At 27.8% G+C, this 24590-nt stretch carries 20 protein-coding genes and 1 riboswitch; of the genes, 15 read left to right on the top strand and 5 right to left on the bottom strand.

All coding sequences use genetic code 11. The features are described from left to right. Positions 1-596 precede the first annotated feature (596 nt). From H2684_RS09860 to H2684_RS09830, 7 genes are all read left to right on the top strand, one after another. Entirely contained in the window at positions 597-1556 is a 960-nt protein-coding gene (locus tag H2684_RS09860) for a sugar-binding transcriptional regulator (protein WP_182089241.1), read from the top strand. 588 nt (positions 1557-2144) lie between these two features. Beyond that, positions 2145-3194, top strand: coding sequence for a 2-dehydropantoate 2-reductase N-terminal domain-containing protein (locus H2684_RS09855; RefSeq protein ID WP_182089240.1), 1050 nt, complete (start codon positions 2145-2147; stop codon positions 3192-3194). A gap of 68 nt (positions 3195-3262) precedes the next feature. Continuing rightward, positions 3263-3733, top strand: a complete 471-nt coding sequence (locus H2684_RS09850) for a PTS sugar transporter subunit IIA (RefSeq protein ID WP_182089239.1) — start codon at positions 3263-3265, stop codon at positions 3731-3733. A 71-nt stretch (positions 3734-3804) separates the two neighbouring features. Beyond that, positions 3805-4107 carry a PTS sugar transporter subunit IIB gene (locus H2684_RS09845; protein WP_182089238.1) on the top strand — a complete coding sequence of 101 codons (303 nt, stop codon included), beginning with the start codon at positions 3805-3807 and terminating at the stop codon, positions 4105-4107. 176 nt (positions 4108-4283) lie between these two features. Next, complete coding sequence (locus tag H2684_RS09840) at positions 4284-5537, top strand: PTS transporter subunit IIC (RefSeq protein ID WP_182089237.1); 1254 nt, start codon at positions 4284-4286, stop codon at positions 5535-5537. A gap of 416 nt (positions 5538-5953) precedes the next feature. Continuing rightward, entirely contained in the window at positions 5954-6784 is an 831-nt protein-coding gene (locus H2684_RS09835; protein ID WP_207719437.1) for a Cof-type HAD-IIB family hydrolase, read from the top strand. Positions 6785-6910: 126 nt separating this feature from the next. Further along, positions 6911-7015: riboswitch (SAM riboswitch) on the top strand. A gap of 122 nt (positions 7016-7137) precedes the next feature. Beyond that, positions 7138-8421, top strand: a complete 1284-nt coding sequence (locus H2684_RS09830) for an O-acetylhomoserine aminocarboxypropyltransferase/cysteine synthase family protein (protein WP_182089236.1) — start codon at positions 7138-7140, stop codon at positions 8419-8421. A gap of 92 nt (positions 8422-8513) precedes the next feature. On the opposite strand, the gene H2684_RS09825 is transcribed toward H2684_RS09830, so the two are convergent. Next, the gene (locus H2684_RS09825) at positions 8514-10646 is read right to left on the bottom strand and encodes a DUF4962 domain-containing protein (protein ID WP_182089235.1); all 2133 of its coding nucleotides are present in this window, start codon (positions 10644-10646) and stop codon (positions 8514-8516) included. Positions 10647-10691: 45 nt separating this feature from the next. Continuing rightward, complete coding sequence (kduD, locus tag H2684_RS09820) at positions 10692-11474, bottom strand: 2-dehydro-3-deoxy-D-gluconate 5-dehydrogenase KduD (RefSeq protein WP_182089234.1); 783 nt, start codon at positions 11472-11474, stop codon at positions 10692-10694. 881 nt (positions 11475-12355) lie between these two features. Here kduD and H2684_RS12435 point away from each other — a divergent pair. The 8 genes from H2684_RS12435 (at position 12356) to H2684_RS09780 (ending at position 20746) form a co-directional block, all read left to right on the top strand. After that, a complete protein-coding gene (locus H2684_RS12435; protein ID WP_279286880.1) occupies positions 12356-12478 on the top strand; it encodes a hypothetical protein in 123 nt (40 codons plus the stop codon). A gap of 431 nt (positions 12479-12909) precedes the next feature. Then, the gene (locus tag H2684_RS09810) at positions 12910-15528 is read left to right on the top strand and encodes a sigma-54-dependent transcriptional regulator (protein ID WP_243159321.1); all 2619 of its coding nucleotides are present in this window, start codon (positions 12910-12912) and stop codon (positions 15526-15528) included. A gap of 331 nt (positions 15529-15859) precedes the next feature. Further along, a complete protein-coding gene (locus H2684_RS09805) occupies positions 15860-16291 on the top strand; it encodes a PTS sugar transporter subunit IIA (RefSeq protein WP_182089232.1) in 432 nt (143 codons plus the stop codon). Positions 16292-16312: 21 nt separating this feature from the next. Next, the gene (locus H2684_RS09800) at positions 16313-16786 is read left to right on the top strand and encodes a PTS sugar transporter subunit IIB (protein ID WP_182089231.1); all 474 of its coding nucleotides are present in this window, start codon (positions 16313-16315) and stop codon (positions 16784-16786) included. Positions 16787-16837: 51 nt separating this feature from the next. Continuing rightward, a complete protein-coding gene (locus tag H2684_RS09795) occupies positions 16838-17596 on the top strand; it encodes a PTS sugar transporter subunit IIC (RefSeq protein WP_182089230.1) in 759 nt (252 codons plus the stop codon). Positions 17597-17621: 25 nt separating this feature from the next. Continuing rightward, entirely contained in the window at positions 17622-18479 is an 858-nt protein-coding gene (locus H2684_RS09790) for a PTS system mannose/fructose/sorbose family transporter subunit IID (RefSeq protein WP_182089229.1), read from the top strand. A gap of 53 nt (positions 18480-18532) precedes the next feature. Then, positions 18533-19912, top strand: coding sequence for a sn-glycerol-1-phosphate dehydrogenase (locus H2684_RS09785; protein WP_182089228.1), 1380 nt, complete (start codon positions 18533-18535; stop codon positions 19910-19912). After that, entirely contained in the window at positions 19913-20746 is an 834-nt protein-coding gene (locus H2684_RS09780; RefSeq protein ID WP_182089227.1) for an HAD-IIA family hydrolase, read from the top strand. Between the two features lie 79 nt (positions 20747-20825). On the opposite strand, the gene H2684_RS09775 is transcribed toward H2684_RS09780, so the two are convergent. The 3 genes from H2684_RS09775 to H2684_RS09765 are packed head-to-tail and all read right to left on the bottom strand — an operon-like array spanning position 20826 to position 24363. Then, complete coding sequence (locus tag H2684_RS09775) at positions 20826-22979, bottom strand: glycosyltransferase family 39 protein (protein WP_182089226.1); 2154 nt, start codon at positions 22977-22979, stop codon at positions 20826-20828. Positions 22980-22991: 12 nt separating this feature from the next. Beyond that, a complete protein-coding gene (locus tag H2684_RS09770) occupies positions 22992-23411 on the bottom strand; it encodes a GtrA family protein (RefSeq protein WP_182089225.1) in 420 nt (139 codons plus the stop codon). Continuing rightward, positions 23395-24363 carry a glycosyltransferase family 2 protein gene (locus H2684_RS09765; RefSeq protein WP_182089224.1) on the bottom strand — a complete coding sequence of 323 codons (969 nt, stop codon included), beginning with the start codon at positions 24361-24363 and terminating at the stop codon, positions 23395-23397. Before H2684_RS09765 ends, H2684_RS09770 begins: the two co-directional genes overlap by 17 nt. Positions 24364-24590: the final 227 nt, after the last annotated feature.

The following is a 24590-nucleotide window of genomic DNA, read 5'->3' as shown; positions in this document are numbered from 1 at the left end:
TTTATTTTAATAGATATCCAGAGAATTATTAGGATTTCTTTTTGACTTAAATTGAAGTTATATTTTTTATTATTATCTAGTAATTTATTAATAATTTTATACTTTAATTTTCATTTATTATTAAATAAACTTTTTTAATAATTTTCATTTCTTTACTTAAATTATAATTTTAGTGAGTAAAGATAGTAGTAATTGCTATTCAAAAAGTAAAGAAAGATATAAAAACATTTATTTATGATAAAATTGCCAACTTTAACTTGACAGAAACCTAATTTGATATAAGCTTGAATTGTAATTTTTTTGATGATATAATTTCAGTATCTTATCAAATGTTCAATTAATGGCAAAACAATATTATTCTGTTAGATTTTTATGAAAAAATAACTTGATAATTTTTTCTTTTTTTATAGAAGGTGATTTGAATAAATTTTTATCAGCTGTATTATTAATATTTAAATTATGATAATGCATAGTCATAGGAGATTATAAGGATAATTGATTCTACTTGAATTTATTATGTTTTCTAGTGTCCAGAAGATTAATTTTCATATAACTTAATAGAGCGAACAATAATAAATGGAGGTCAAAAAATTGTCATGAGAAAAATTGTAGGAACAACCAGTTTAATAATTAAATGCTGCAAGCTTTATTATGAAGATTCATTGACTCAAGATGAAATTAGTAATATTCTAGGCGTTTCAAGGCCTACTGTATCTAGACTTCTTGACGAAGGCAGAAAGCGTGGAATAGTGAAAATTGAAATAGTAAATCCTTTAAAAAATAATTATGAAGATTTAGAGAGAAATATAGAGAAGAAATATGGAATAAGGGAAGTTATTATAGTTGATGATGATGACGATGAAAATATGCAGAAAAAGCTTGCTGCAAAATGTGCTGCTGAATATTTGGAACGAATTGCAAAAAAAGGCAATAAAATAGGAGTATCCATGGGTACAACAATAAAGAATATTTCAAAATATATTAATCCAAATCCTAAAATGAATTTAGAATTTATTCCGCTTATAGGTGGAATTGGTCAGATACAGATTGAAATACATCCAAATCAGATAGTAATGGATTTAGCAAAAGCTTGTAATGGAAAATTTAAATTATTGCATGTCCCAGCAGTAGTTTCGGATTCAGTTAGTAGAGATGATTTTATTAAGGAAAAAAGCATAAATGAAGTACTTATGATGGGTAAAAATGTAGATATTGCAATTGTTGCTATTGGATCTCTTGTAATGGAAAAATCTACTATGATGAAAAGTGGATATTTTAATAAAGAAGATATAACAAAATTTAAAAAAGAAGGTGCAGTAGGTGATATATGCCTACAATTTTACAATATAAATGGAGAATTTATAAATTTCAAATTTAACAAGAGAGTTATAGGTATTAATTTAGATGATATAAAAAAGATAAAAACTGTAGTTGGAGTTGCATGTGGAAATTATAAGATAGATGCTATAATAGGAGCTTTGAATGGAAATTTTATAGATGTGTTAATTACAAACTATAGTACTGCAAAGAATATATATGAAATAAATAATGACTAATTATATATTTTAATTGTATAATTTATTTAATGATAAAAAGTTATAATGATAGTTAAGATAATATAAGTTAGCGAAACTATATAAAAATGGATGATATTAATGTACAATTTAAGTTTAAACGATAATAATATAAATTTCAATGACTTATAGAAAAAAATATATAAATATGTATTTAATAAAATATGTGAATTTATGAAAGAAATAGTGAATAATTTAACTAATGTATCTTATTAAATAGTGATAAGAATTCTAAATAGATATTAACTATTATGGATAAAACACAGTTATAGGAATAGGAAATTTTGCTTTTTGAACTTTTGAGTCTTGTAATTTTTATAATAAGATAAACGATAAATAATGAAAATAAAAGAAAGATAAAGAAAACAAAGGGAAATAACTATAATACTTATTATAAAGGATAAATAATAAGCTTGAATAGAATACAATAATTTAGTAATATTAAATAAAGAAACAAATATGATAAAAAACAATAAAAAACAGTATTCATTTATGATCTAAAAATAAAATTTAGAGTTAGATATTAATAATTAATAATAATTAATAAAATATTAGTTAGGAGTGGTTGATATGGCTACAGTAACAATTATTGGTGCAGGAGCAATGGGAAGTGCATTAACTGTTCCGTTAGTAAATAATGGACATAAAGTTAATTTATGGGGAACAGAACTAGATGATGAAATAATTCATAATTTAAGAAATGGCATGCCCCACCAAAAACATAAATGTAACCTCCCAAAGGAAGTAAATACATTTTATGCTGATGAATTAGATAAAGCAATGGATAATACAGATCTTGTAATAATGGCTATAACTTCTGATGCACTTCAAAAAATATTTAAAAGAGTTGTACCATATTTACACGAAGGTATGATAGTTGGAAGTGTATCTAAAGGATTTGCATTTAATAAAAATGATAAAATAGTTATTTTACCTAAGGTTCTTGAAGAAGTTTTACCGGAGAAATTAAAAAATAAAATTAACTTTGTAGTAGTTGGAGGGCCTTGTAAAGCTATAGAGGTAGTATTACAATCACCTACAGCTGTGACATATTCTTCAAATGATATAAAAAGTGCTGATTTTATGAAGAATATATTGATTACTGATACTTATAGAATTGAAACAAATACTGATGTCGTTGGAACAGAAGTTTGTGCAGCTATGAAAAATGCATATGCGATATCATTAGGTATAGCAGAAGGTTTTAAGAAAAAAAATGAATACCCTCATAATAATACTAAATCTGCATTATTTACTATTGCTATAAGTGAAATGATTAGTTTAGTAAATGCAATGGGAGGAGAAACAGAATCTGTGATAGGATTGCCTGGAGCAGGTGATTTAGAAGTTACAGGAGAAGCGGGAAGAAATAAAATTTTTGGTGAAGTAATTGGTGGTGGTTGTGTTTCAAGTAAAGCAATAGAAGAAATGAAAAAAAATGATATAACTGTGGAAGGATATGCTGCAATAAAGTTTGGATATAATCTAGTTAAACAATTAGAAAGTGAAAATAAATTATCATTAAAAGATATGGTGCTTTTGAATGCATTATATGAAATTGTATACAATGATAAACCAGCATATCATATGATAAAAGATATATTACAGAAAATATATTAAAAGTAATTTATAGCTTAGCTCACATATTTTATATTATTATATGTTATAAAATTAGGAGGAGATTATAAGTGGTATGTAAATTTTGTCTTGATAAAAATGTTGTAGAAATCGGATTAGATGAAAAAGATAAGTACAGTGCATTGAATAAGATATCTAAAATGTTGTTGGACAATGGATATGTAAAAGATAGCTATCCTAAAAGTGTAATTGAGAGAGAAAAAGTTTTTCCAACTGGATTGATTGCAGAAAGTTATGGAATAGCTATACCTCATACTGATACAGAACATGTTATATCGCCAATGATTGCAATTGCAACATTAAAAGATCCAATTGAATTTAATATGATGGGTGGAGATGAGTCAGATACAATAAGTGTTAAAGTAATATTTATGTTAGCTATGAATGATGGACATGCACAGATAAAATTGTTACAAAACATAATGTCAATTATTCAAAATACTAGCCTTATGGAAAAAATATATCAAGCTAACAACAAAGATGAGCTTATACATCTTTTAAATGATAAATTAAGTGTTTAAATTAATATGAAATAGATATTTCTATAATATTTTTAAAATAAATTATAATTTTTAATATGGAGGGTTTAATAATGAAGAAATTTAGGATTTTATCAGTTTGTGGTACTGGAGTTGCAACTTCAACTGTTGCTGCTGAAAAATGCAGACAGCTTTTAGAAGAAAGGGGACTTAATGTTGAAGTAGTAGAGTGTAAAGTTGCTGAAGTTGCTTCAAAAATAGATACTTTTATGCCTGATATTATTGTTCATACTACACCAGTAAGTGATACTAGTGCTAAAGGAATAAAAAAATTTTTGGCTGTTCCTTTTTTAACAGGTGTAGGTATGGATGGTCTTGCAGATAAAATAGCAAAGTACTTAAAATCAATTGAGTAAAGTTAACTTAGGTTTGTTTTTAAATATAAAAATGAATAATTTAATTAAAAGTATCAATAAATAACTTTAATTTTAATAGTAAATTGTATATCAATATGAAATAGTTTAATTGATATATTGTTTGAAAACGATTTTAATAAAATATTTATTGAATTTACTAATGAGGGGGAATATATGTGGAAGTTTTAAAATTTATATTGGATCTTGGTCCTACTGCTATGATGCCTGTAATAATAACTATATTAGGATTAATATTCAGACAAAAGTTATCTAAAGCATTTAGAGCCGGATTAACAATAGGAATTGGATTTGCTGGAATAAACCTTGTTATAGGTTTGCTGACGAGTAATTTATCACCGGCTACACAAGCTATGGTTAAAAATTGGGGACTCCATTTAAATGTAATGGATGTTGGGTGGTCAATATCAGCTGCAATAAGCTTTGGTACACCAATTGTTCCAGCTGTATTTTTAATTGGTTTTTTAATCAATATTGTGATGTTAGCGTTTAACTGGACAAAAACTATGGATGTTGATTTGTGGAATTATTGGCACTTTATATTTACAGGAGCTCTTGTCATGTATTTGACTAATAGTTTAGTTCTTGGACTTATTTCTGCAGCTCTGACTATAATAATAATATTAAAACTGGCAGATTTTACAGCACCGTATGTTCAAGATTTTTTTGAGATGCCAGGAATTTCACTCCCTCATACTGAAACAGTATCATGGGCACTGGTTGGATTTGGAATAAATAAAATTTTAGATAAGATTCCTGGATTGAATAAAGTTAAAATTGATGAAGAAACTATACAAAAAAGATTTGGTATATTTGGAGAACCTATGGTTATGGGTCTTATACTTGGCGCTGGAATTGGTGCTTTAGCAGAATATGATTTAAAGAATATTATATTACTTGGAGTTAACATGGCTGCAGTAATGTTCATTTTACCGAGAATGGTCAAGATATTGATGGAAGGATTGTTGCCACTTTCTGAAAGTGCAAGAAACTTTATGGCTAAGAAATTTCCAGGTAAAGAGGTTTATATTGGATTAGATTGTGCAGTTGTTGTTGGAAATCCAACTGTAATAGCTACAGCACTCATTATGACCCCTATAACATTATTAATTGCAGCTATACTTCCTGGAAATAGGATACTTCCATTTACAGATCTTGCGATGCTTCCATTTTTTGTTGTGTGGGCAGTTGTTCCTTCTAAGGGAAATATATTAAAATCCATAATTACATCAATTGTATTTGTAATTGGAATACTTTATATAGCTACAGATATAGCTCATGTTTCTACAATAATGGCAAAGTCAGTTAATTTTCAATTCCCAGCTGGAACGGCAGAAATATCATCATTGGACGGAGGAGCTCATTTAGTGCCATATATAATATATAAGGCTGTTCAACTTATTGTTCATTAAAAATATGTTATTTTTGTGGGAGTTGTTTAGTTATGATACAGAGTATAATGAGGTGGTTGTCTGGTCCTTATTTGAATAAAGCAATAGATTTCTATATAATTTATCAAGATATATTTAATACCATTGTAGTTATTTTAGGGTTTTTGTGGATATTATATTCCAAAAATAAAAAAACAACAAATAATAGAAGAGGTATAAATGTTAAAAATTGATATGAATTGAATAACTTATATTGAAATGTTTGTAATATAAAAACTGATGGTATATACACTACTAATAATAAGATTGTAATAACAATTTTGTTATTAGTAGTTGTAGATTCATTATAAATATGATATGGGGAGATGATTTTACTACAATGTTCATGAATGTTCATGTAGCTTATAAAATGTTTTAAGTTACTAGGAGGAAATAAAATGATATCGAAATATAGATGTTGTGTATGTGATATGGATGGAACTCTTCTTAACTCAAATGGAAGAATATCATATAATGATGAAAGAATGTTAAAAAAGTTGCAAGAATATGGTATAAATGTTGTTATTGCATCTGGTAGACCTGATTTTTTTTTAAAACCTTATGTAAGGCAATTAAAATTAAATAATTATATTATATCTTATAATGGAGCACTAATTAAGAATATAAAAGATGGTAAAGTAGTTTACTCAAAAATAATGAATAAAAAGATTTGTAGGGAAGTTATAGAATATTGTATAAAAAATGATGTAGATTTCATTATATGTACTTATAAAATGCTATATTCTTCGGAAAAAAATTTAAGGGGTATAATGTACTATAATCTTAATAATATATTAGATGAAGATATGAAAATACCAATTAAATTTGTTAATAGAAACATAATAAATTATATAGATAACATGGATATATTAAAAATACTTATAGTTTCTAGTCCAAAACAAATTATTTTAATGAAAAAAAGATTTTCTACTGTTAATGAAGTTGCTTTGATAAGTTCATTAACAGGATTTTTAGATATTATGAATTTTAATATTTCTAAAGGAAATGCAGTTAAGATTTTATCTAAAGAGTTTAATATAGATTTAAAAGAATTTATTGCTTTTGGTGATAATTATAATGATTTAGATATGCTTAAATGTGTTGGATTACCGATTGCAATGGGTAATTCAATAGATGCTATAAAAAATGTAGCTAAATATGTAACTAAATCAAATGAAGACTCTGGTATAGCATATGCGATTAATAAGTTGTTTTTTGACAATTTATAAGTTAATATAGTTGATAATGTATTCTTAATCATCTTTCAATCATAAAAATTTAGAGTAGTTTAAAATTACTATTGACAATTTGCTATAAAAAATGTATAGTAATATACAATAAATTGAATATTGAACTTCTTATCAAGAGAGGCAGAGGGACTGGCCCTATGAAGCCCGGCAACCTGAATAAATTTTATTTAATGGTGCTAATTCCAGCAGGTAAAACCTGAAAGATGAGAAATATTAAGAATTTTAACTTCTTACATTTTCTCTGTAAGAAGTTTTTGTTTTTCTAAATGTTATGTTCATTTCATCACATAATAAATTGGGAAAGGAGTTCAATTTAAAAAGGGGAGCTAATAATGAATAAAGAGAAAAAATTGTCATTTGAAACACTACAAGTACATGCAGGACAGGTTCCAGATCCAGCTACAGGATCAAGAGCAGTTCCAATTTATCAAACAACATCTTTTGTTTTTAAAGATGCTGACGAGGCAGCAGATCTTTTTGGTTTAAAAAAACCTGGAAATGTTTATTCTAGAATAATGAATCCAACAGAAGACGTATTTGAAAAAAGAGTAGCAGCCCTTGAAGGGGGAAGTGCCGGTCTTGCAACTGCATCAGGACTTGCTGCAATATTATATTCTATTTTAAATGTAGCTTCTGCAGGAGATCATATCGTTTCAGCAAGTACTCTTTATGGTGGAACATATGAACTATTTTCTGTAACATTGAAAAAATTAGGAATCGATGTAACTTTTGTTGATCCTGATGATCCTGAAAACATAAGAAAAGCAATTACAGATAAAACAAAGGCGGTTTATGCTGAAACAATAGGAAATCCAAAGATAAATGTTCTTGATATAGAAGCTGTAGCAAATATTGCTCATGAAAATAAAATACCATTTATTGTGGATAATACTTTTGCTACTCCATATCTTGTAAGACCTATAGAATATGGTGCAGATGTAGTTGTACATTCTGCAACTAAGTTTATTGGAGGTCATGGAGCTGCACTTGGTGGAATTATAGTAGATGGAGGAAAATTTGACTGGGCAGGAAGTGGAAAATTTCCTGATTTTACAACTCCAGATGAGAGTTATAATGGCTTGGTTTATGCAGATCTTGGTCCTGTTGCTTTTGCTACAAAAGCTAGAGTGCAATTACTTAGAAATACAGGCGCAACATTAAGTCCTCAAAATGCATTTTATTTCCTTCTTGGACTTGAATCACTTTCACTTAGAGTTGAAAGACATGTGGAAAATACAAGAAAAATAGTAAAGTTTTTGAGTCAGCATCCTAAGGTTGCGTGGGTAAACTATCCAGAACTTGATGGAAGTCCATATAAAGAATTGGCTAAGAAATATCTTCCAAAAGGGGCAGGATCAATATTTACCTTTGGAGTAAAAGGTGGCATTGAAGCAGGAAAGAAATTTATAAACAATCTTAAGTTATTTTCATTGCTTGCAAATGTGGCAGATGCAAAATCATTAGTAATTCATCCTGCAAGTACTACTCATGCAGAGCTTAATGATGAAGAGCAAAGAGCAGCTGGAATAACTCCAGACCTTATAAGACTTTCAATAGGTGTTGAGGGAGCAGATGATCTTATAGCAGATCTTGACCAGGCACTTGCAAAGATATGATTTAGAATTTTTAAATTAAAATATACCGATATTCAGAATAAATATATTTATACTGAATATCGGTATATTTATATAAATTTCATATTCTAAATTTAAACTGTTTCTGTTATAATTTTAAAATAGTTACATTTAGAAGGATTTTTAAACAGAAAATTGCCATCTATTTCTAGACTTGTTCCTTGATATATTGCATACTTAGTTATTTTTCCATTGTCTTTTATTACTGAAATCCAATTTGCATCTGACTTTATACCCTTGTAATCAATGGCATTTTCTGTTGAATATATAAATTGTTCTACTTTTTGGCCTTTTATAATTTCAACACCTATAAAAGTATCACCTATAATAGGATTTACTTTTAACTTGTCATATTCAAAACTAGAATGTGGATATAAAACATTTAGAAAATACATATTTTTTTCTTTATCTTTATTTTCTATACAAAGTGTTTTTAACTTAATTTCTCGTATATCATCTGGTCTTTGAGGTGTCATTATCTCATGTATTACTGTTTGATCTACATTATATTTTGCATTTTTCGGTAAAATAGGATATATATTTAATGATCCGCTACCATTTTTAATAATAAATGAGTTAGTATCTTTTTCATCTTCTGCAAATTGTTCTGAATGCAATCTCCAAGTGTACTTATGTTCAATATCACTTTTTAGTTGATCTAACATAATGAAATAACCTAACTCACTATATAGTACCTTTCTTGCATTTCTATTTAATTTCATTTCAGGATAGTATAACTTACTGGATTCTAATGTGCAAAATGTATATCCATTATTGCTAATGTAGTCTTCAACACAAGCAGTGGCATCTCTTTTTACATCTTTCCATACATTATAAATTCCTTTACAATTTAGATCAAATAATTCTGGATCTTTTAATGTACCTTTATCCCAAATCTTTTCCCCAACACATCCTGTATTATCTACAGTAATCATATTATGAAATTTAGCTCCTGAAGTCCTGTGAAAGCCTTCATCTATTGCTAAACGGCTATTATAGCCTAATAAAATAAAACTGTTAAAATCTACATGATAGTGTGTAAGACTACGGGTTCTCCATCCATTTTGTAAATCTAATTCCCAAGATTTTTTCCACTGTGAGTTACCACCTGGTTCACTTGCTTTAATGGAGAAATGTATAGCATCCTTATCCCAAGAGGAACGAATAACAACAAGTCCTAAATCAGGAAAATACTTTGTAAGTGGTAAGTCTTTTGGATTCTTTTCTAGTACATTTGGATCATACCATATATATTCTAGGAATGCTTCAGGCATAATTCCAGGAAATATTTTGCTTTCATATGCTTCTCTAAATAAAAATTTGTTCTTTACTAAATTTCCAAACCACTGAGCATAACCATTATTGTATTCACTAGCTATTTTATAATAAGCAGATATGGAGTTTGAGCTTCTTGTGTCATGGACATCTGAAAAATTAATATTTTCTTCCCAGTTTGGAGCTGATTGGTACAGTCTATAATAAAATGTATTTTGCATAAAAGGTGTTTTAAAGTAATCGATTCCCTCATTTTCTCGAATTAAATCAGCTGCAGATAGTAAAAAGTTTATAGCGTATCTCCAGTAACCTGTACCTTCATAATCACTTCCATCTGAAGGCATCCAGTTAAATACTTTATTAAAATTATCTTTTATAGTGTTAATCCATTTCTTTGCTTCTTTATATTCCGGAGCTATAGCATAAGCTGTTGTTAATAATCCAGAATAATTAATCCAATTGTGGTTTTGCCAGTAATCAGTTGACCAACAGTTTCCTTTATTTTCTTCACCATAGTTATATATTTTAGTTCCTTGTAATATCAATTTATTAAGTAGTTCACTTTTTTCTTTAGGTGTTAATTTATTGGAGATCCAATTATAAGATAGTCCAAATCCAAATAAAAGCCATGAAGCACTTAAATCTACATCAACTAGGAAACCATACCCCCAATGTTCATACTTGCAGGCTGTAAATATCCATCTTTTAGCTTCAGTTAGATAATGTTCTTGATTAGTTAATAAATAAGCTAAACTTAGATTAGCTGCTGCCATACCCATGTATGTTATGCTTGTTTTAGGATGTTCATCTGAAAGAGGTTGTTTTTCATACCATTTACATTGTTCTAGTAGCCGGGTAAATTGAGATTTTCTAAGGGATAATTTCTCGTTACGGAGTTTTTCAATATCATTAATTAATAGATATTTTTCCATCTAATTTCTCCTTTACAATTATAATTATGAATTTAAATAGCCTATTTATCTAACAAGCCATCCACCATCAACAGCAAGTATATGCCCATTTACATAATCTGATGCTTTAGAACATAAAAAAACAATTGTACCCATTAATTCTGAAGGTTTTGCCCAATGATTTGCAGGTATTCTTGATAGTATTTCTTGATTTCTATTTTTATCAGCTCTTATTGGTGCAGTATTTGCAGTTTCTACATATCCAGGAGCTATTCCGTTTGTTTGGATATTGTATTTAGCAAGTTCATTTGCAAATGCTTTTGTAAGTCCTGCTACTCCATGTTTGCTAGCTGTATATGGAGGTACAAATTTTCCACCTTGAAAACTAAGCATTGAACATACGTTTACTATTTTCCCAGACTTTTGTTTAACCATTATAGGTGCTACAGCCTTGCTTAAGTGATATACTGCATTTAAATTTATATCTATTACTGCTTTCCAATCTTCATCTTTGTACTCAAGAAGAGGTGCTCTTCTTATAGTTCCTGCATTATTTATTAATATATCTATTTTCCCATATTTTTTAAGACAGGCATCTACAACTGGTTGTATATTTTCTTTTTTGCTTAAATCAGTTCTATAAAATTCAACTAGTCTACCTTCTGACTCTATAAGTGATTTTGTTTCATCAAAGTCATGGTTATGTGCTACTATAAATAAATCTGCCCCTGCTTTTGCAAGTGCTACTGCATATGCTTGTCCGAGTCCAGTGTTTCCCCCGGTAACTATGGCAACCTTTCCATCTAGCTTAAAGAAGTCCATTGAAAAATTCTTTAAATCTTCATTCATACTAAGATTCCTCTCTTTCTTAATGGGATTAGTTTTGATTAGTTCGTATTATGAAATATTAATTCGTATTACGAATTAATATTATTATACAAAACGGCATTCTATTTTTCAACTATTTGAAGTTTCTAGTTTGTGTTAAGTTATATCTAGGATTTCACTTTATTTAATATTCGCATTAATTTGTGTGCTTTCTTCTTGTTATGTATTGCTATCAAAACTGCATTATAGCTTTTTTTTATTAATATAAGATATATTAGTTAAATTATTCACTATTTTTTTCTCTAAATTATTGAAAATTATGTTATTATCCTTTAAACTTAAATTGTACATCAATATCACCCATTTCTATATAGTTTCGCTAACTTATATTATAATGGATATATTATGTATATGGGAGATGTTTTTTGCATCTCCTCTTATTTTTTTATCATTAATTAGTAATATCTTTGCTCACTAAAATTATACTTTAAGTATAAAATTTAGGAATCAATTGAAACTGTGTTTTCTAAATTTGAAATTAAAAAATCTAAATCCAAAGGCAGATAAAAAAATATCCTGACAAACAGGTAGTTGTATGTATGATATATGAAGTAAAAAATAGCATATTTAGTTTGAGAGAGCTCGAATATAAAATTAAACAAGATACAGTTTTAAAAAATATAATAAACTTATATCAAGTTCATGATTATTCAACGTTTTGTTTAATGTTGGTATCCCTTGAGTAGTATGTATATTATGTTTTTCATGCAATATTTATTGAACTTATAGATCTATCAGTAAGAATTTGTGCTATTGATACTGCCACATTAAGAAGTTTAAAATACGATAGTCAAGCTAAGTGCGGAAGAGATACACATCTTTTTATTTAACTTACTGCAAATGTGTATAATAATCAGGTTTCAGATATGCTGTATAAATTAAAAAGCATTAAGTCATTTACTGATAAACTTAGATATAAAAATTCAGTATTCATTGATTCAGTAGCTTATATAAGCGAAGGATAAACATAGAGCAACTATTTTCTGTACTAAAAGTTTTATATAACTTAGAGTATATAAGATTTTATGGTAAGAATAGCTATAAATGTCATATAAAATGAGATATTTTAGCTTATTTAATAGATGAATTTAACAAAAAGAAATAATGAATAAAATCTAGAAAATATCCATGGAATTTTTAAGTACACTAATACTAACGTATTTATTATATTTAATACAGTAAATTTTAATATATAATTTTAATTAAAAGATTATAGTTTTTTTACATAAGATAAAATTATGAAAATTTGAATTAGTATAAAATCCAAGTGACTTATAGTAAAATAGAATTATTATAGATTTTTTCAAAGTACAGTATATATGTCAAATGTATAATAATATTATAATACATTTTATGATTACTATATTATAAATTAGATATACAAAGGGGAATGTTTATGAGAAAAATATCTAATACGGTTAAGTTTAATAGAAAGAAAAAAGTATATTTAAAGTTAAAAGAATTAAGTAAAGATATATTTCATAATAATATTAAAATTGAAGATTTAGATAAAGTAGGAGTTGAAACACAATATATAGCAAATCTATTAAATATAAATAGGAATAATGCCAGTAGAGAGTTAAATATTCTTGTAAGGGAAGGAAAGGTTGTTAAAATACATGGGAAACCGGTATTATATATTGACAAAGAATGTTTAGAGAAGAAATTTGATGTAAATATTACTAATCCAATAATAAAAGATATTAATGAAATTATAAGACATAATACTATTAAACATGATAAAAAAAAGAACCATAATACCGTATATAAAATTCAAACTAGTGATATAAACAAATATGGAATATTTCAAGAACTCATTGGGTTTGATGGCAGTTTGAAATCACAAGTAAAACAGGCAATGGCAGCTATATTATATCCACCTAATGGATTGCATACATTGCTTACTGGACCGACTGGTGTAGGAAAGACAACCTTTGCTCGAGTTATGTATGAATATGCTATAGAAAAAGGAAGATTAAATAAAAATTCACCTTATGTTGTTTTTAATTGTGCTGATTATGCTGAAAATCCTCAATTATTGTTGTCGCATCTTTTTGGTCATTCAAAAGGTGCTTTTACAGGGGCAGATACAGATAAAAGGGGATTAATAGATAAAGCTGATGGGGGTATATTATTTTTAGATGAGGTTCATAGACTCCCTTCTGAAGGACAAGAAATGCTTTTTTCAATAATGGATAGAGGAACTTATAATAGACTTGGGGAATCCGAAAATATGAGAAAAGCTAATGTGCTTATAATTGCAGCTACTACTGAAGATCCTAAGTCAGTTATGTTGAATACGTTTTTAAGAAGAATTCAGTTAGTAATAAGAGTTCCAGGATTAGAAGAGAGGAGCTTAAAAGAAAGGATGGAATTTATATGTAGGTTTTTTAGTGAGGAATCATTTAGAATAAAAGCAAAAATTAATGTTTCTAAAGAAGTTTTAAAAGTATTGCTTTTATATAAATGTCCAGGAAATATAGGACAATTAAAGAATGATATTAAACTTATATGTGCAAATGCATTTTTAGATTATATTACTGAAAATAAAAATTATGTAGAAGTAAAAATATCCCAATTACCAAATAAATTTAAATATGGATTGCTTACAATTGATGATAAGAGATATGAATTAGCACAAGATTTTAATCTTAATGATTTTGGTAATATAATTTTTGATGGAAAGAATGATAAAATTAATACAAGAATAAATAATATATTTGTATATGACAATAGTAAAATTAAACAAGATTTATATGAAACTATACTTCAAGATGCGCAGAGATTTTATCAAAATGGCTTAACTACAAATCAGATTAAACAAAATATAAATAAAAAGATAAAAGAATATTTTAATAGTTTTAATTCTCAGAAAATACCACAAGAAGTTAAACTTAAAAAAGAGATACTATCAAAAATAGTTACTCCGGAAATTGTAGACATTGTCCAAAAATCTTTTAAAGAAAATAAATATAATTTTGATAAAATGGATCCTAAAATAATATATAGTCTTGCATTGCATATAGAAACGTTATTAGAGAGAATTAAATTAAATCAAATTGCTATATACCCTAATATAGAAAAGACTTATAAGGAACATGAAAGAGAATATAATATAGCGGTTAATATAAAACGAAAACTTGAGGATAAATTTTCTATTAAAATTCCAGAAGATGAAATAGCATTTATGACTATGTTTATATATTGGGTAAATGAAAGCAAATCTAAAGGTAACATACAAGTTTTAGTTATAACACATGGATATAGTACTGCTACAAGTATGGTTGAAGTTGCAAAGACACTTTTAGGATATAATTGCATTTATGCACTAGATATGCCCTTAGAAGAAAGAGTAGAAGTTATTTTAGAAAAGACAATTGAAATTGTCAAAAAGATTAATAGAGGAAAAGGAGTACTACTTCTTGTAGATATGGGGTCATTAACTACATTTTCTAGTATAATTACAGATAGAACTGGTATACCTACAAGGTATATAAAAATGGTAAGTACTCCTATGGTAATTGAAGCAGCACGAAAGGCTATGGAACCTAATATGAATTTAGATGTATTGGTTGATAGTGTTAAAAATGTAAGTCCGTTGATAGGACAAAGAATAAAGATTGATAATCCACCAATCAAGATTGATGGTTTAAAATTAGAATATCAGGATAGGATAGTTAATATGCTTGAGGATATGCTTACTTTCCTTGATGTAAGGAAAATATCTCAAGTATTAAATAAAGTAATTGTAAACATAGCAAATCATTATAATAAAATTGTATCCGATATATTATTCGTAAAGTTCTTATTTCATTGTTCATGTATGGTTGAAAGAGTTATAAGAAATGATATACTTCCATATAAAAATGTTGAGATTATAAAGAATGAAAATAAGGAACTTTTTTATATAGTAAAAGATGAATTTACTATTGTAGAAGAAGTTTTTGGAATAAAAATTCCCGATTCGGAATTTGCATATATTATAGAAATGTTAAATATAGATTTTGATATATAAATACAATTAAATAATATAAAAAAATATACAGATATAAAGGTTGGCATCTGTATATTTTTTTTGATACATATATGACACACATATATAATTAATTGACACACGTTTAAATAAATTAATTATTATCATAAAAATAATTTATATTGAAATAAATATATAAAACAAAAATTAATAAAAATTTACCTATATTTCTTCAGATTATCAATATAAAATATATTTAAAAAATTTGATACACTTTTATATAATATTTTGGCATAAATATTGCTTATTAAATTATTGAAGTTAAATATATATTTAGCTTTATATAGACTAAGATATAGAAAGTGGTGATTTAATGATTGGAATATTAGTAATAACGCATGGAAATTTTGCAGCTGAGATTTTGAAAACAGTGGAACTAATTATAGGGAAACAAAATCAAACGGTTTCTCTAGGGCTTCAATATAATGATAGTATTGAAGAATTTCGTTTAAAAGTTAAAGATACTATAGTATCTCTTGATAAAGGGGATGGAGTTCTAATATTTACAGATCTTTTTGGTGCAAGTCCATATAATGCAGCAGCTTTTAGTGCAAATAAAGTTAAAAATACAAAGTTTAGATGCATAACTGGAGTTAATTTACCAATGCTTTTAAAAGCATTTACTACTAGAGATGTGTGTAACTTAGATGATTTAACCGAATCATGTATAAAATGTGGAAGTCAAGGAATAAAAGAATTATTTCATGAAATTAAAATAAATTCTAAATTATTAAAAAATAATTAAAAGTTAAGGAGTTGAAGTATTATGTTAAACATTGTTCTTACAAGAATAGACGATAGATTAATTCATGGTCAGGTTGCTACAGCATGGTGTAAAGTTACTAAGGCTAATAGGATTATTGTAGTAGATGATGAGGTGGCAAAAGATTCGTTTATGGAAATGGTTTTGAAGTCTGCAGCACCAAGTTCAATATCTGTTGATGTACTTTCAGTAAAGGATGCTGTAAATGTTATAAATAGTGATGATACTGGGGAGAAGGTAATAATACTTGTGAAGACACCACTAACTATAGTTTCTCTTATAAATTCAGGAGTTACTATAAAAGAATTGAATTTAGGAGGTATGGGTGCAAAACATGGTAGAAAACAGTTATATAAGAATATTTCAATTTCAGAAGAAGAAAGAGCTGCATTCAAAGAACTTATAGATAAAAATGTAAATATATTTCTTCAAATAGTTCCAGATGCTAAGCAGATTGATGTATCTAAATTACTATAGTTTAATAATGATAATATTTTATATATATAAGTTAAGGGAGATGAAAATTAAATGCATATTACTTTATTACAAGCAATATTAATTGGTATTTTTTATTACATTTCATGGAGTCCATGGTTTACTTATGTTGGTTTCTTTACATTTAACAGGCCACTACTTGCTGGATTTATAACTGGAATAATATTGGGTAAACCGCTTGAAGGTGCATTAATAGGAGCAGGAATAAATGTTATTTATTTAGGATTTATATCTGCTGGAGGTGCCCAAATGGGAGATCCATCATTTGCAGGTTATATTGGAACGGCATTAGCAATAGCATCTAATTTAGATGTAAAAACTGCTATGGCGATATCGGTTCCACTTGGAACTATAGCAACAGTCCTATGGATAGGTAAAATGACAATTGATTCATTCTTTGTCCACTGGGCGGATAAAGAAGTTGAGAAAGATAACATTGATAAAGTAGCATTTATAAATATAGTTCCTCCTCAAATAGTATTGTTTTTACTTAGTTTTATTCCAGCAATGTTAGTAGCTTATTATGGTCCAAATGCAATGAATGGAATGCTTAAAGTTTTAAGTCCTAATGTGTTACATGTATTTAATGTAATAGGAGCTATGCTACCTGCACTTGGAATTGCAATGAACTTAAAATTAATAGGTAATTCGTTTACAATGCCATTTTTCGTTCTTGGAATATTAATGTCTGTATATTTTAAACTAGATATAGTCATTATTTCTATAATAGGCATAGTACTTGCACTAACTATAACATCTATAAAAAATACAAACTCTGCTGCAAAGGCATAAGAATTAATTTAAAGGAGGAATTTTTATGAACGATGTAAATGTTTTAGTTGATGATAAAAGTGATAATACTAAAAATCAAAAAAAGCTTACAAAGAAAGATATAATTAAAAGTTGGATTAGATGGTTTATGTTTGCACAATCTAATTATAACTATGAAAGATTACAAGCTACGGCTTTTGCACATTCTATGATGCCAGTTATAAAAAAGTTGTATACATCTAAAGAAGAAAGAAAATTAGCAATGCAAAGACATCTTGCGTTTTTCAATACTGAACCAATTTGTGGCTCTGTTATCCATGGAATAACCATAGCAATGGAAGAAGAAAAGTCAAATAATAAACCAATAACTGATGAAAGTTTAAATGCTATAAAAACAGGTCTTATGGGACCATTAGCAGGAGTAGGAGATACTCTTACTCAAGGAGTCATTACTCCAATTGTACTAGCTATATGTATTGGTATAACTAATACACAAAATATAGTAGGACCTATAATATTTTTAATAGCCCAATATATTATAATGACAACTATTTCTTTTACTATGTGGACGAATGGTTATAAATTTGGGAAAAAAGCCGTTGAAGAAATATTAAAAGGTGGGAAAATTAATAAAGTAATTGAAGCAGCTTCAATTTTAGGAACTCTTGTAATGGGTGGACTTGTTGGTAGATTTGTAAATTTACAAGCTTTTATAACTTTTAAAATGGGAAAAGTAAATTTTAGTCTTCAAAAGGATCTATTAGATAAATTAATGCCAGGATTAATACCTCTTGTACTAACTTTATGGGTTTTACATTTGGTAAAGAAAGGTGTATCACCAATAAAATTAATGGGAATTCTTATAATTATAGGGGTTGTTACTGGTATGTTAGGTATATTTTAAAACACATTAAAAAATTAATTGATATTTTTAGCAATTAAAAGGAAGTGTTAAGTATGAATTTGACAATAGAAAATATAGATAAATTGCAATTGAAGGATTTTTTAAGGGATGATTTAAGGTGTCAATGTGGAAAAAGTCATTCAATTGGATTAGAAGATGTAATAGTCGAAGAATATGCTATAAAAAAAATTCCAGATTTATTAAAAAAGTATAAGTTTCAGAAAGTATTAATAGTTTCAGATACACATACCTATGAAGCAGCAGGAAAATTAGTTGCTGAAACTTTATATAAGAATAATTTTAAATATAAGGAATTTATATTTAAAGTTGAAGAAGAACTTGTTCCTGATGAAGAAGCAGTAGGAAAATTAATTATACAAATAGATGAAGATATAGATGCCATAGTTACAGTAGGTACTGGAACTTTAAATGATTTAGGAAAGTTTGTAAGTAATAAGTTAGGAATTCCATCAATTATTGTAGGAACTGCTCCATCCATGGATGGATTTGCATCAAATGGTGCTGCACTTATAGTTGGAAATTTAAAAATAACTTATAATGCTTCGGTTCCAAAAGCAATTATTGGTGATGTAAATGTATTAAGAAAATCTCCAAAAGATATGATTTTAGCCGGTTTTGGAGATATAGTAGGTAAGTATTCAGCTTTAAATGATTGGAAGTTGAGCAAAGTTATAAATCAAGAATATTATTGTTGTGTTACAGCCAAAATGGTAGAAAATTCTTTAAAAAAGTGTGTAAATAATGCAGAAGGAATAAAAAACAGAGAACCTCAAGCAATAAAAAGTTTAATGGAAGCATTGATTTTAGTTGGAATAGCAATGAGTTTTGTTGGAAATTCTAGGCCTGCTTCTGGTTCTGAACATCATTTGGCCCACTATTTTGAAATGATGTTTTTATTTCAAAATAAAAAAGCTATACTTCATGGAAGAAAGGTTGGAGTTAATACAGTTATAACTACAAAATTGAGAGAGATGTTATCTGATAAAGATATTGACTTTGATAATGCTATATTTAAAGCTAAATCTTTTGATATAAATAAATGGACACAAAGAGTTAATTCTATTTTTAAAGAAGCAGCAAGTGGTATTATTGAAATAAGTAAAAAAGATGAAACAACTTCAATTGAAAAAAGACTTAAAAGAATTAGTAGTATTAGGGAACACCAAGATGAAATCAAAAAAATATTGAAGGGCGTTCCATCTACTGAAGAAATTAAAGAAGTTTTAATAAAAGTGGGAGCTCCAACTCTACCTGAAGAAATTGGAATAAAAAATGAATCTATTTTCAATGCGTTAACGATGTCAAAAGAAATAAGAACTAGATATACAGTATTGAGTCTGATTTCGGATCTTGGATTATTAGAAGAATTTGCACATCATATAGAAAAATATTTAAATGAGGTAAGAGATTAGATGAATGATACAAGTAAGATATTAGGCTATGAACAAGCTAGTGTAAATTTACTAAAGAGAATAAAGTGCTTTATATTTGATTTAGATGGAACTATTTATTTAGGTAATAAACTTATTTATGGTTCTATAGACTTTTTTAAACTACTAGAAAAAAATAATATAAAATTTAAATTTTTTACTAACAATTCTTCTAAAAATGCTAAAGTTTATATAGAAAAAATAAAAAACATGGGATATAACTTAAAAAATGATATGATGTTGACTTCAAATCAAGTTATAATAAACTATATTAAAGAAAAATTTCCCCATAAAAATGTATTTTTATTAGGAAATAATTATTTAAAAGAAGATTTTAAAGAGGCTGGCATAAAATTAGTAGAAGAAAATGCAGATATAGTTGTAGTTGGGTTTGATACTTCTTTAGCATATGAAAATGTATCTAAAGCATGTAAATTCATAAGAAATGGAGCAATGTTTTTGGGAGTAAATCCTGATCTTAATTGTCCTGTTGAGGATGGATTTATACCGGATTGTGGTTCTATATGTGCGATGATAACTGCGTCTACAGGTGTGGAACCAGAGTTTTTTGGTAAACCATCTAAATATACATTGAAATACATTATTAAAGATACAGGATTTGATGAAAATGATATAGCATTTGTTGGAGATAGACTGTATACGGATATTGCAATAGGTAAAGGAAGTAATGTAATTACAATACTTGTATTAACAGGAGAAGCAAAAGAAGATGATTTGAAAAAATCCGATGTAAAACCAACTCTTATATTTGATTCTTTGAAACAATTAAAGGATATATTTAATAGGATATATTAGAAAAATATTATAAATAATAAGGATGCCTAAATTTGATTAATAATTCATTTTAAGGCATCCTTTTAATTTTTATTATTGTTTAATTTACTGTACCTTTTAAATCATATAATGTTTGAGAATTCATTCCCATTTTCATGTCTTTACCAAATCTATTTGCTTTTGAATCCTTAGCATTAATTGATTCTTCTTCTGTAGTATTTGTACTACTATCTGTATTACTTGAAGTGTTACTCCATTCACTCTTTGGAACTTCTTTTCCATTTTCCTGAACCCATTGCATTATAGAACTTCTTCCGCTGGATCCACTTGAGAGAACATATCTAACATCTCCATTTTTAACTAATTCCTTAAATTCACTTAAAGTCAATATATTATCTGATCCTGAGAAGCCACCTAAAGCTATTACAGATACATCGCTTCCAAGTATTATACTGTCAGCACTTTGTGAGTCAGATACTACAAGTTGATATTTTGTATTAGGAGCATTTGATTTGATGAATTCTATAAGCTTAGTATTTATGCTAAGTGATGAATCATTAGATACTTCATCTGACAAAAGCTCTAATCCTGCAGCTGGCATTGATCCATTGATTGCATGATTTATTACAGCAGCTGAACCTATTGCAGGGGTTGTTAGAATTCCTATAAGTGCAAGAGCAGTAAGGGTTTTAGCAAACTTAAAGTTTTTACCATTAAAAGAATCTTGTTGTTTTACAAGTTTATAGATTATAAGCCCTATAGATGATATAAAACTCAATACTGCAGCTGTTATAATAATCATTGTTATTGTACTTGATATACTGTCTATAAAGTAAGAAAGCATAACAAGGTGCAAAATACCTTCTAATATAAATGATACTGGAAGAAGATAGGACTTTATTCCACCTTCCTTATATAATTTCCACATAGATGTTATTCCAATTCCTGATAGTGCAGCAATTGGAGGAGCCATCATAGTTAAATAATAAGGATGGAACAATCCTGTTGTAAAACTGAAATATATAAACTCTGGAAGTAGCCAGAAAATCCATAGCACTAGATCTAATTTCTTTTTATTGTTAAAAGGTAAACGGAATTTTTGAGCCAATAGTGATGCTATAAAGCCTAAAAATGCCAGTGGAATAAACCAACATATCTGATCAGACAATATATTCTTAGAAAATAATCTTGTAATACCTGATGGTGTTTGTCCTCCAAAATTTCCAGATAGTGAAGAAGAACCACCAGGAGCACCGCCACCACCGCCAGGAGTACCGCCACCGTTACCAGGACCAGGAATCCCACTAGAATTAGCAGCATTGCCACTGTTAGCATTAGGGATACTAGCAGAATTAGGACCATTAGCGCGTAAGTTTTGTTTAGAATCTGTGGAAGTATCAGAAGTTTTAGCTTTATTCATCATTGCAGGACGTTGGCCATTTCCGCCTCTTCCGCCTCCGCCTTTTGAGCTACTGAGTCTAGCAACACCATTATGGCCAAATATGAGTTCTGTAACAGTATTATTTGTGCTGCTTCCTACATAAGGTCTGTTTTGAGATGGAACAAGATCAACTACAAATGCCCATGATAGAGATACAACAGCAAGTACCATTGTTCCAACAATCAAATGAACTATCTTCTTTTTTATAGGTGCAGCAGTTGATATAAGATAAGTTATATACATAGCAGGAGCTATCATATAAGCTTCAAGCATTTTTATATTAAAACCTATGCCTACAAGTATCAAGCTTATTATTAAGTATTTAAATTTACCTCTTTCTGCTGCTTTTGATAAAAATATACATGCAAATAACAAAGTCATAACTAACAGATTATCTATTGTGTTGTTTCTACTTGCAGCAACAAAAACAGGTGTTATAGCAAGAAATAAAGCAGATAATATTCCGGCAGTAGGTCCAAAAGATCTTTTAACTAGATAGTATAATAATCCTACAGATATAACGCCAGCAAGAGCTTGAGGAAGAAGTATACTTACTCCACTAAAACCAAATATCTTTGCTGATATGGCTTGCATCCAAAATCCAAGTGGTGGTTTATCTATAGATACAAAGCCTGCTGGATCAAAGGAAACAAAAAAGAAATTTGTGAAATTTAAAAGCATACTTTTTACGCCAGAAGCATAATACAGATTGCTATACCCTTGTATCGTTAAATTAGTGAAATTTAATATTGCAGATAGTATTAAAATTAATGATATGGCGATTTTTTCTTTTGTGAATTTTATTTTTTTCATACATTTTCCTCCTTAATTAAATACCCAAATCTTATATAATAAGAAGTTAACTGCTTGGGCTGCAAATGTTACGATTATTTTTGCTATATATACATTAGAATTAAAATTATTTATTAGTAGTTTCATGAGTATTATTGTAATAGACAGAGAAAGAATGTTGACTATTATAAATTGGAACAATTCACTATAAAGTTCTTTTTTAGAATTATTTGCTTCAAAAGTCCATTTTTTGTTAAATATGAAACTGTTTATGACTCCAAAGCTATAACCAATTATTTGGCTTGAAGTATAATATATACCTAATATACTATTGCATATTGAAAAAGTTAAAAAATCTATAATTGTATTTAACACTCCTGTTGCAGAAAAACGACTTAATAATTTCAGATTTCCATTAAATATATAGTCTACTGTTTTAATTAAAGGATTCATGTTCATCACTTACCTTATCTTTATTTATTATACTTTCAATTATATAGTTTGGTCGATTTTTACTTTCATCAAAAATTCTTCCGATGTATTGGCCAATTATACCCATACATATTAGTACTATTCCAAACATCATTAAATTAATACTAAGTAGAAATCCAAAATTTATTATGGCAGAATTTGAAATTATATGCTTTATAAAAATCCATATTAATGAAATTAATCCTATAAACAATGAAATACAACCTAAATATCCAGAAATAAACAAAGGCTTAAATGAAAAAGATGTTATGCCATCTAATGCTAGTTTAATCATTTTCTTAAGAGGATATTTACTTTCACCTGCAAATCTTTCATGTCTCACAAATTCTACTGAAGTTTGTTTGTATCCAACCCAGCTTACAAGTCCACGCACATATCTATTTTTTTCAGGCAGCGAGTTTAAAGTGTCACATACTTTCCTATCTATAAGTCTAAAGTCCCCAGTATCTACAGGAATATTTATGCTAGTAATACTGTCTAGTAGTCTGTAAAATGTTTGAGCTGTAAATTTTTTAAAAAAGCTTTCGCCTTCTCTTTTAGCTCTCTTTCCATAAACTACATCATAGCCTTCTTTCCATTTTTTAATCATATCTAGAATGACTTCAGGTGGGTCTTGAAGATCAGCATCTATTACAACAACTGCCTTACCTGACGCATACTCCATACCAGCAGTTATTGCACATTGGTGACCAAAATTTCTTGAAAAATTAATTAGCTTTACATTTTTATCTTTGCTACATATATATTCTGATTTTTCACGGGTTTTATCAGAACTTCCATCATTTATAAATATTATTTCATAACTTTCACAAGTAGAGTCCATTATCTCTTTTAAACGAAAGTAGCTATGATCGATAACAAGTTCTTCATTATATAGTGGAACCACAACGGAATAAATTATATCTTGTTTCATTTTTATTCACCTCAATTCAAATTGTCTTATCTTATTTATTATTTTGAATGTATAACCTTAAAAAAGCCTTAAAATAAATATGAATAAATGTAAAATAAATTTAAATATTATATATGTAATTTAATAAATATAGTGTATCCTATATAATAGTAGATATGAGCATAATTAAAAAATTAAATACAAGAAAAAGGAAATATTATAGATTGAAAAATAAAAGTTAAAAATTT

The organism is Clostridium sp. cel8, from assembly GCF_014050525.1.
GTDB lineage: Bacteria > Bacillota > Clostridia > Clostridiales > Clostridiaceae > Clostridium_B.
The sequence above is the reverse complement of the archived record's forward strand: the minus strand, read 5'-3'. Positions and strand labels throughout refer to the sequence as shown.

Bases quoted from the DNA above. Each gene is read 5' to 3' on its own strand.
- H2684_RS09860 (WP_182089241.1), top strand. From the start codon at position 597: ATGAGAAAAATTGTAGGAACAACCAGTTTAATAATTAAATGCTGCAAG.
- H2684_RS09855 (WP_182089240.1), top strand. From the start codon at position 2,145: ATGGCTACAGTAACAATTATTGGTGCAGGAGCAATGGGAAGTGCATTA.
- H2684_RS09845 (WP_182089238.1), top strand. From the start codon at position 3,805: ATGAAGAAATTTAGGATTTTATCAGTTTGTGGTACTGGAGTTGCAACT.
- H2684_RS09835 (WP_207719437.1), top strand. From the start codon at position 5,954: ATGATATCGAAATATAGATGTTGTGTATGTGATATGGATGGAACTCTT.
- H2684_RS09830 (WP_182089236.1), top strand. From the start codon at position 7,138: ATGAATAAAGAGAAAAAATTGTCATTTGAAACACTACAAGTACATGCA.
- H2684_RS09825 (WP_182089235.1), bottom strand. From the start codon at position 10,646: ATGGAAAAATATCTATTAATTAATGATATTGAAAAACTCCGTAACGAG.
- kduD (WP_182089234.1), bottom strand. From the start codon at position 11,474: ATGAATGAAGATTTAAAGAATTTTTCAATGGACTTCTTTAAGCTAGAT.
- H2684_RS09810 (WP_243159321.1), top strand. From the start codon at position 12,910: ATGAGAAAAATATCTAATACGGTTAAGTTTAATAGAAAGAAAAAAGTA.
- H2684_RS09805 (WP_182089232.1), top strand. From the start codon at position 15,860: ATGATTGGAATATTAGTAATAACGCATGGAAATTTTGCAGCTGAGATT.
- H2684_RS09800 (WP_182089231.1), top strand. From the start codon at position 16,313: ATGTTAAACATTGTTCTTACAAGAATAGACGATAGATTAATTCATGGT.
- H2684_RS09795 (WP_182089230.1), top strand. From the start codon at position 16,838: ATGCATATTACTTTATTACAAGCAATATTAATTGGTATTTTTTATTAC.
- H2684_RS09790 (WP_182089229.1), top strand. From the start codon at position 17,622: ATGAACGATGTAAATGTTTTAGTTGATGATAAAAGTGATAATACTAAA.
- H2684_RS09785 (WP_182089228.1), top strand. From the start codon at position 18,533: ATGAATTTGACAATAGAAAATATAGATAAATTGCAATTGAAGGATTTT.
- H2684_RS09780 (WP_182089227.1), top strand. From the start codon at position 19,913: ATGAATGATACAAGTAAGATATTAGGCTATGAACAAGCTAGTGTAAAT.
- H2684_RS09775 (WP_182089226.1), bottom strand. From the start codon at position 22,979: ATGAAAAAAATAAAATTCACAAAAGAAAAAATCGCCATATCATTAATT.
- H2684_RS09770 (WP_182089225.1), bottom strand. From the start codon at position 23,411: ATGAATCCTTTAATTAAAACAGTAGACTATATATTTAATGGAAATCTG.
- H2684_RS09765 (WP_182089224.1), bottom strand. From the start codon at position 24,363: ATGAAACAAGATATAATTTATTCCGTTGTGGTTCCACTATATAATGAA.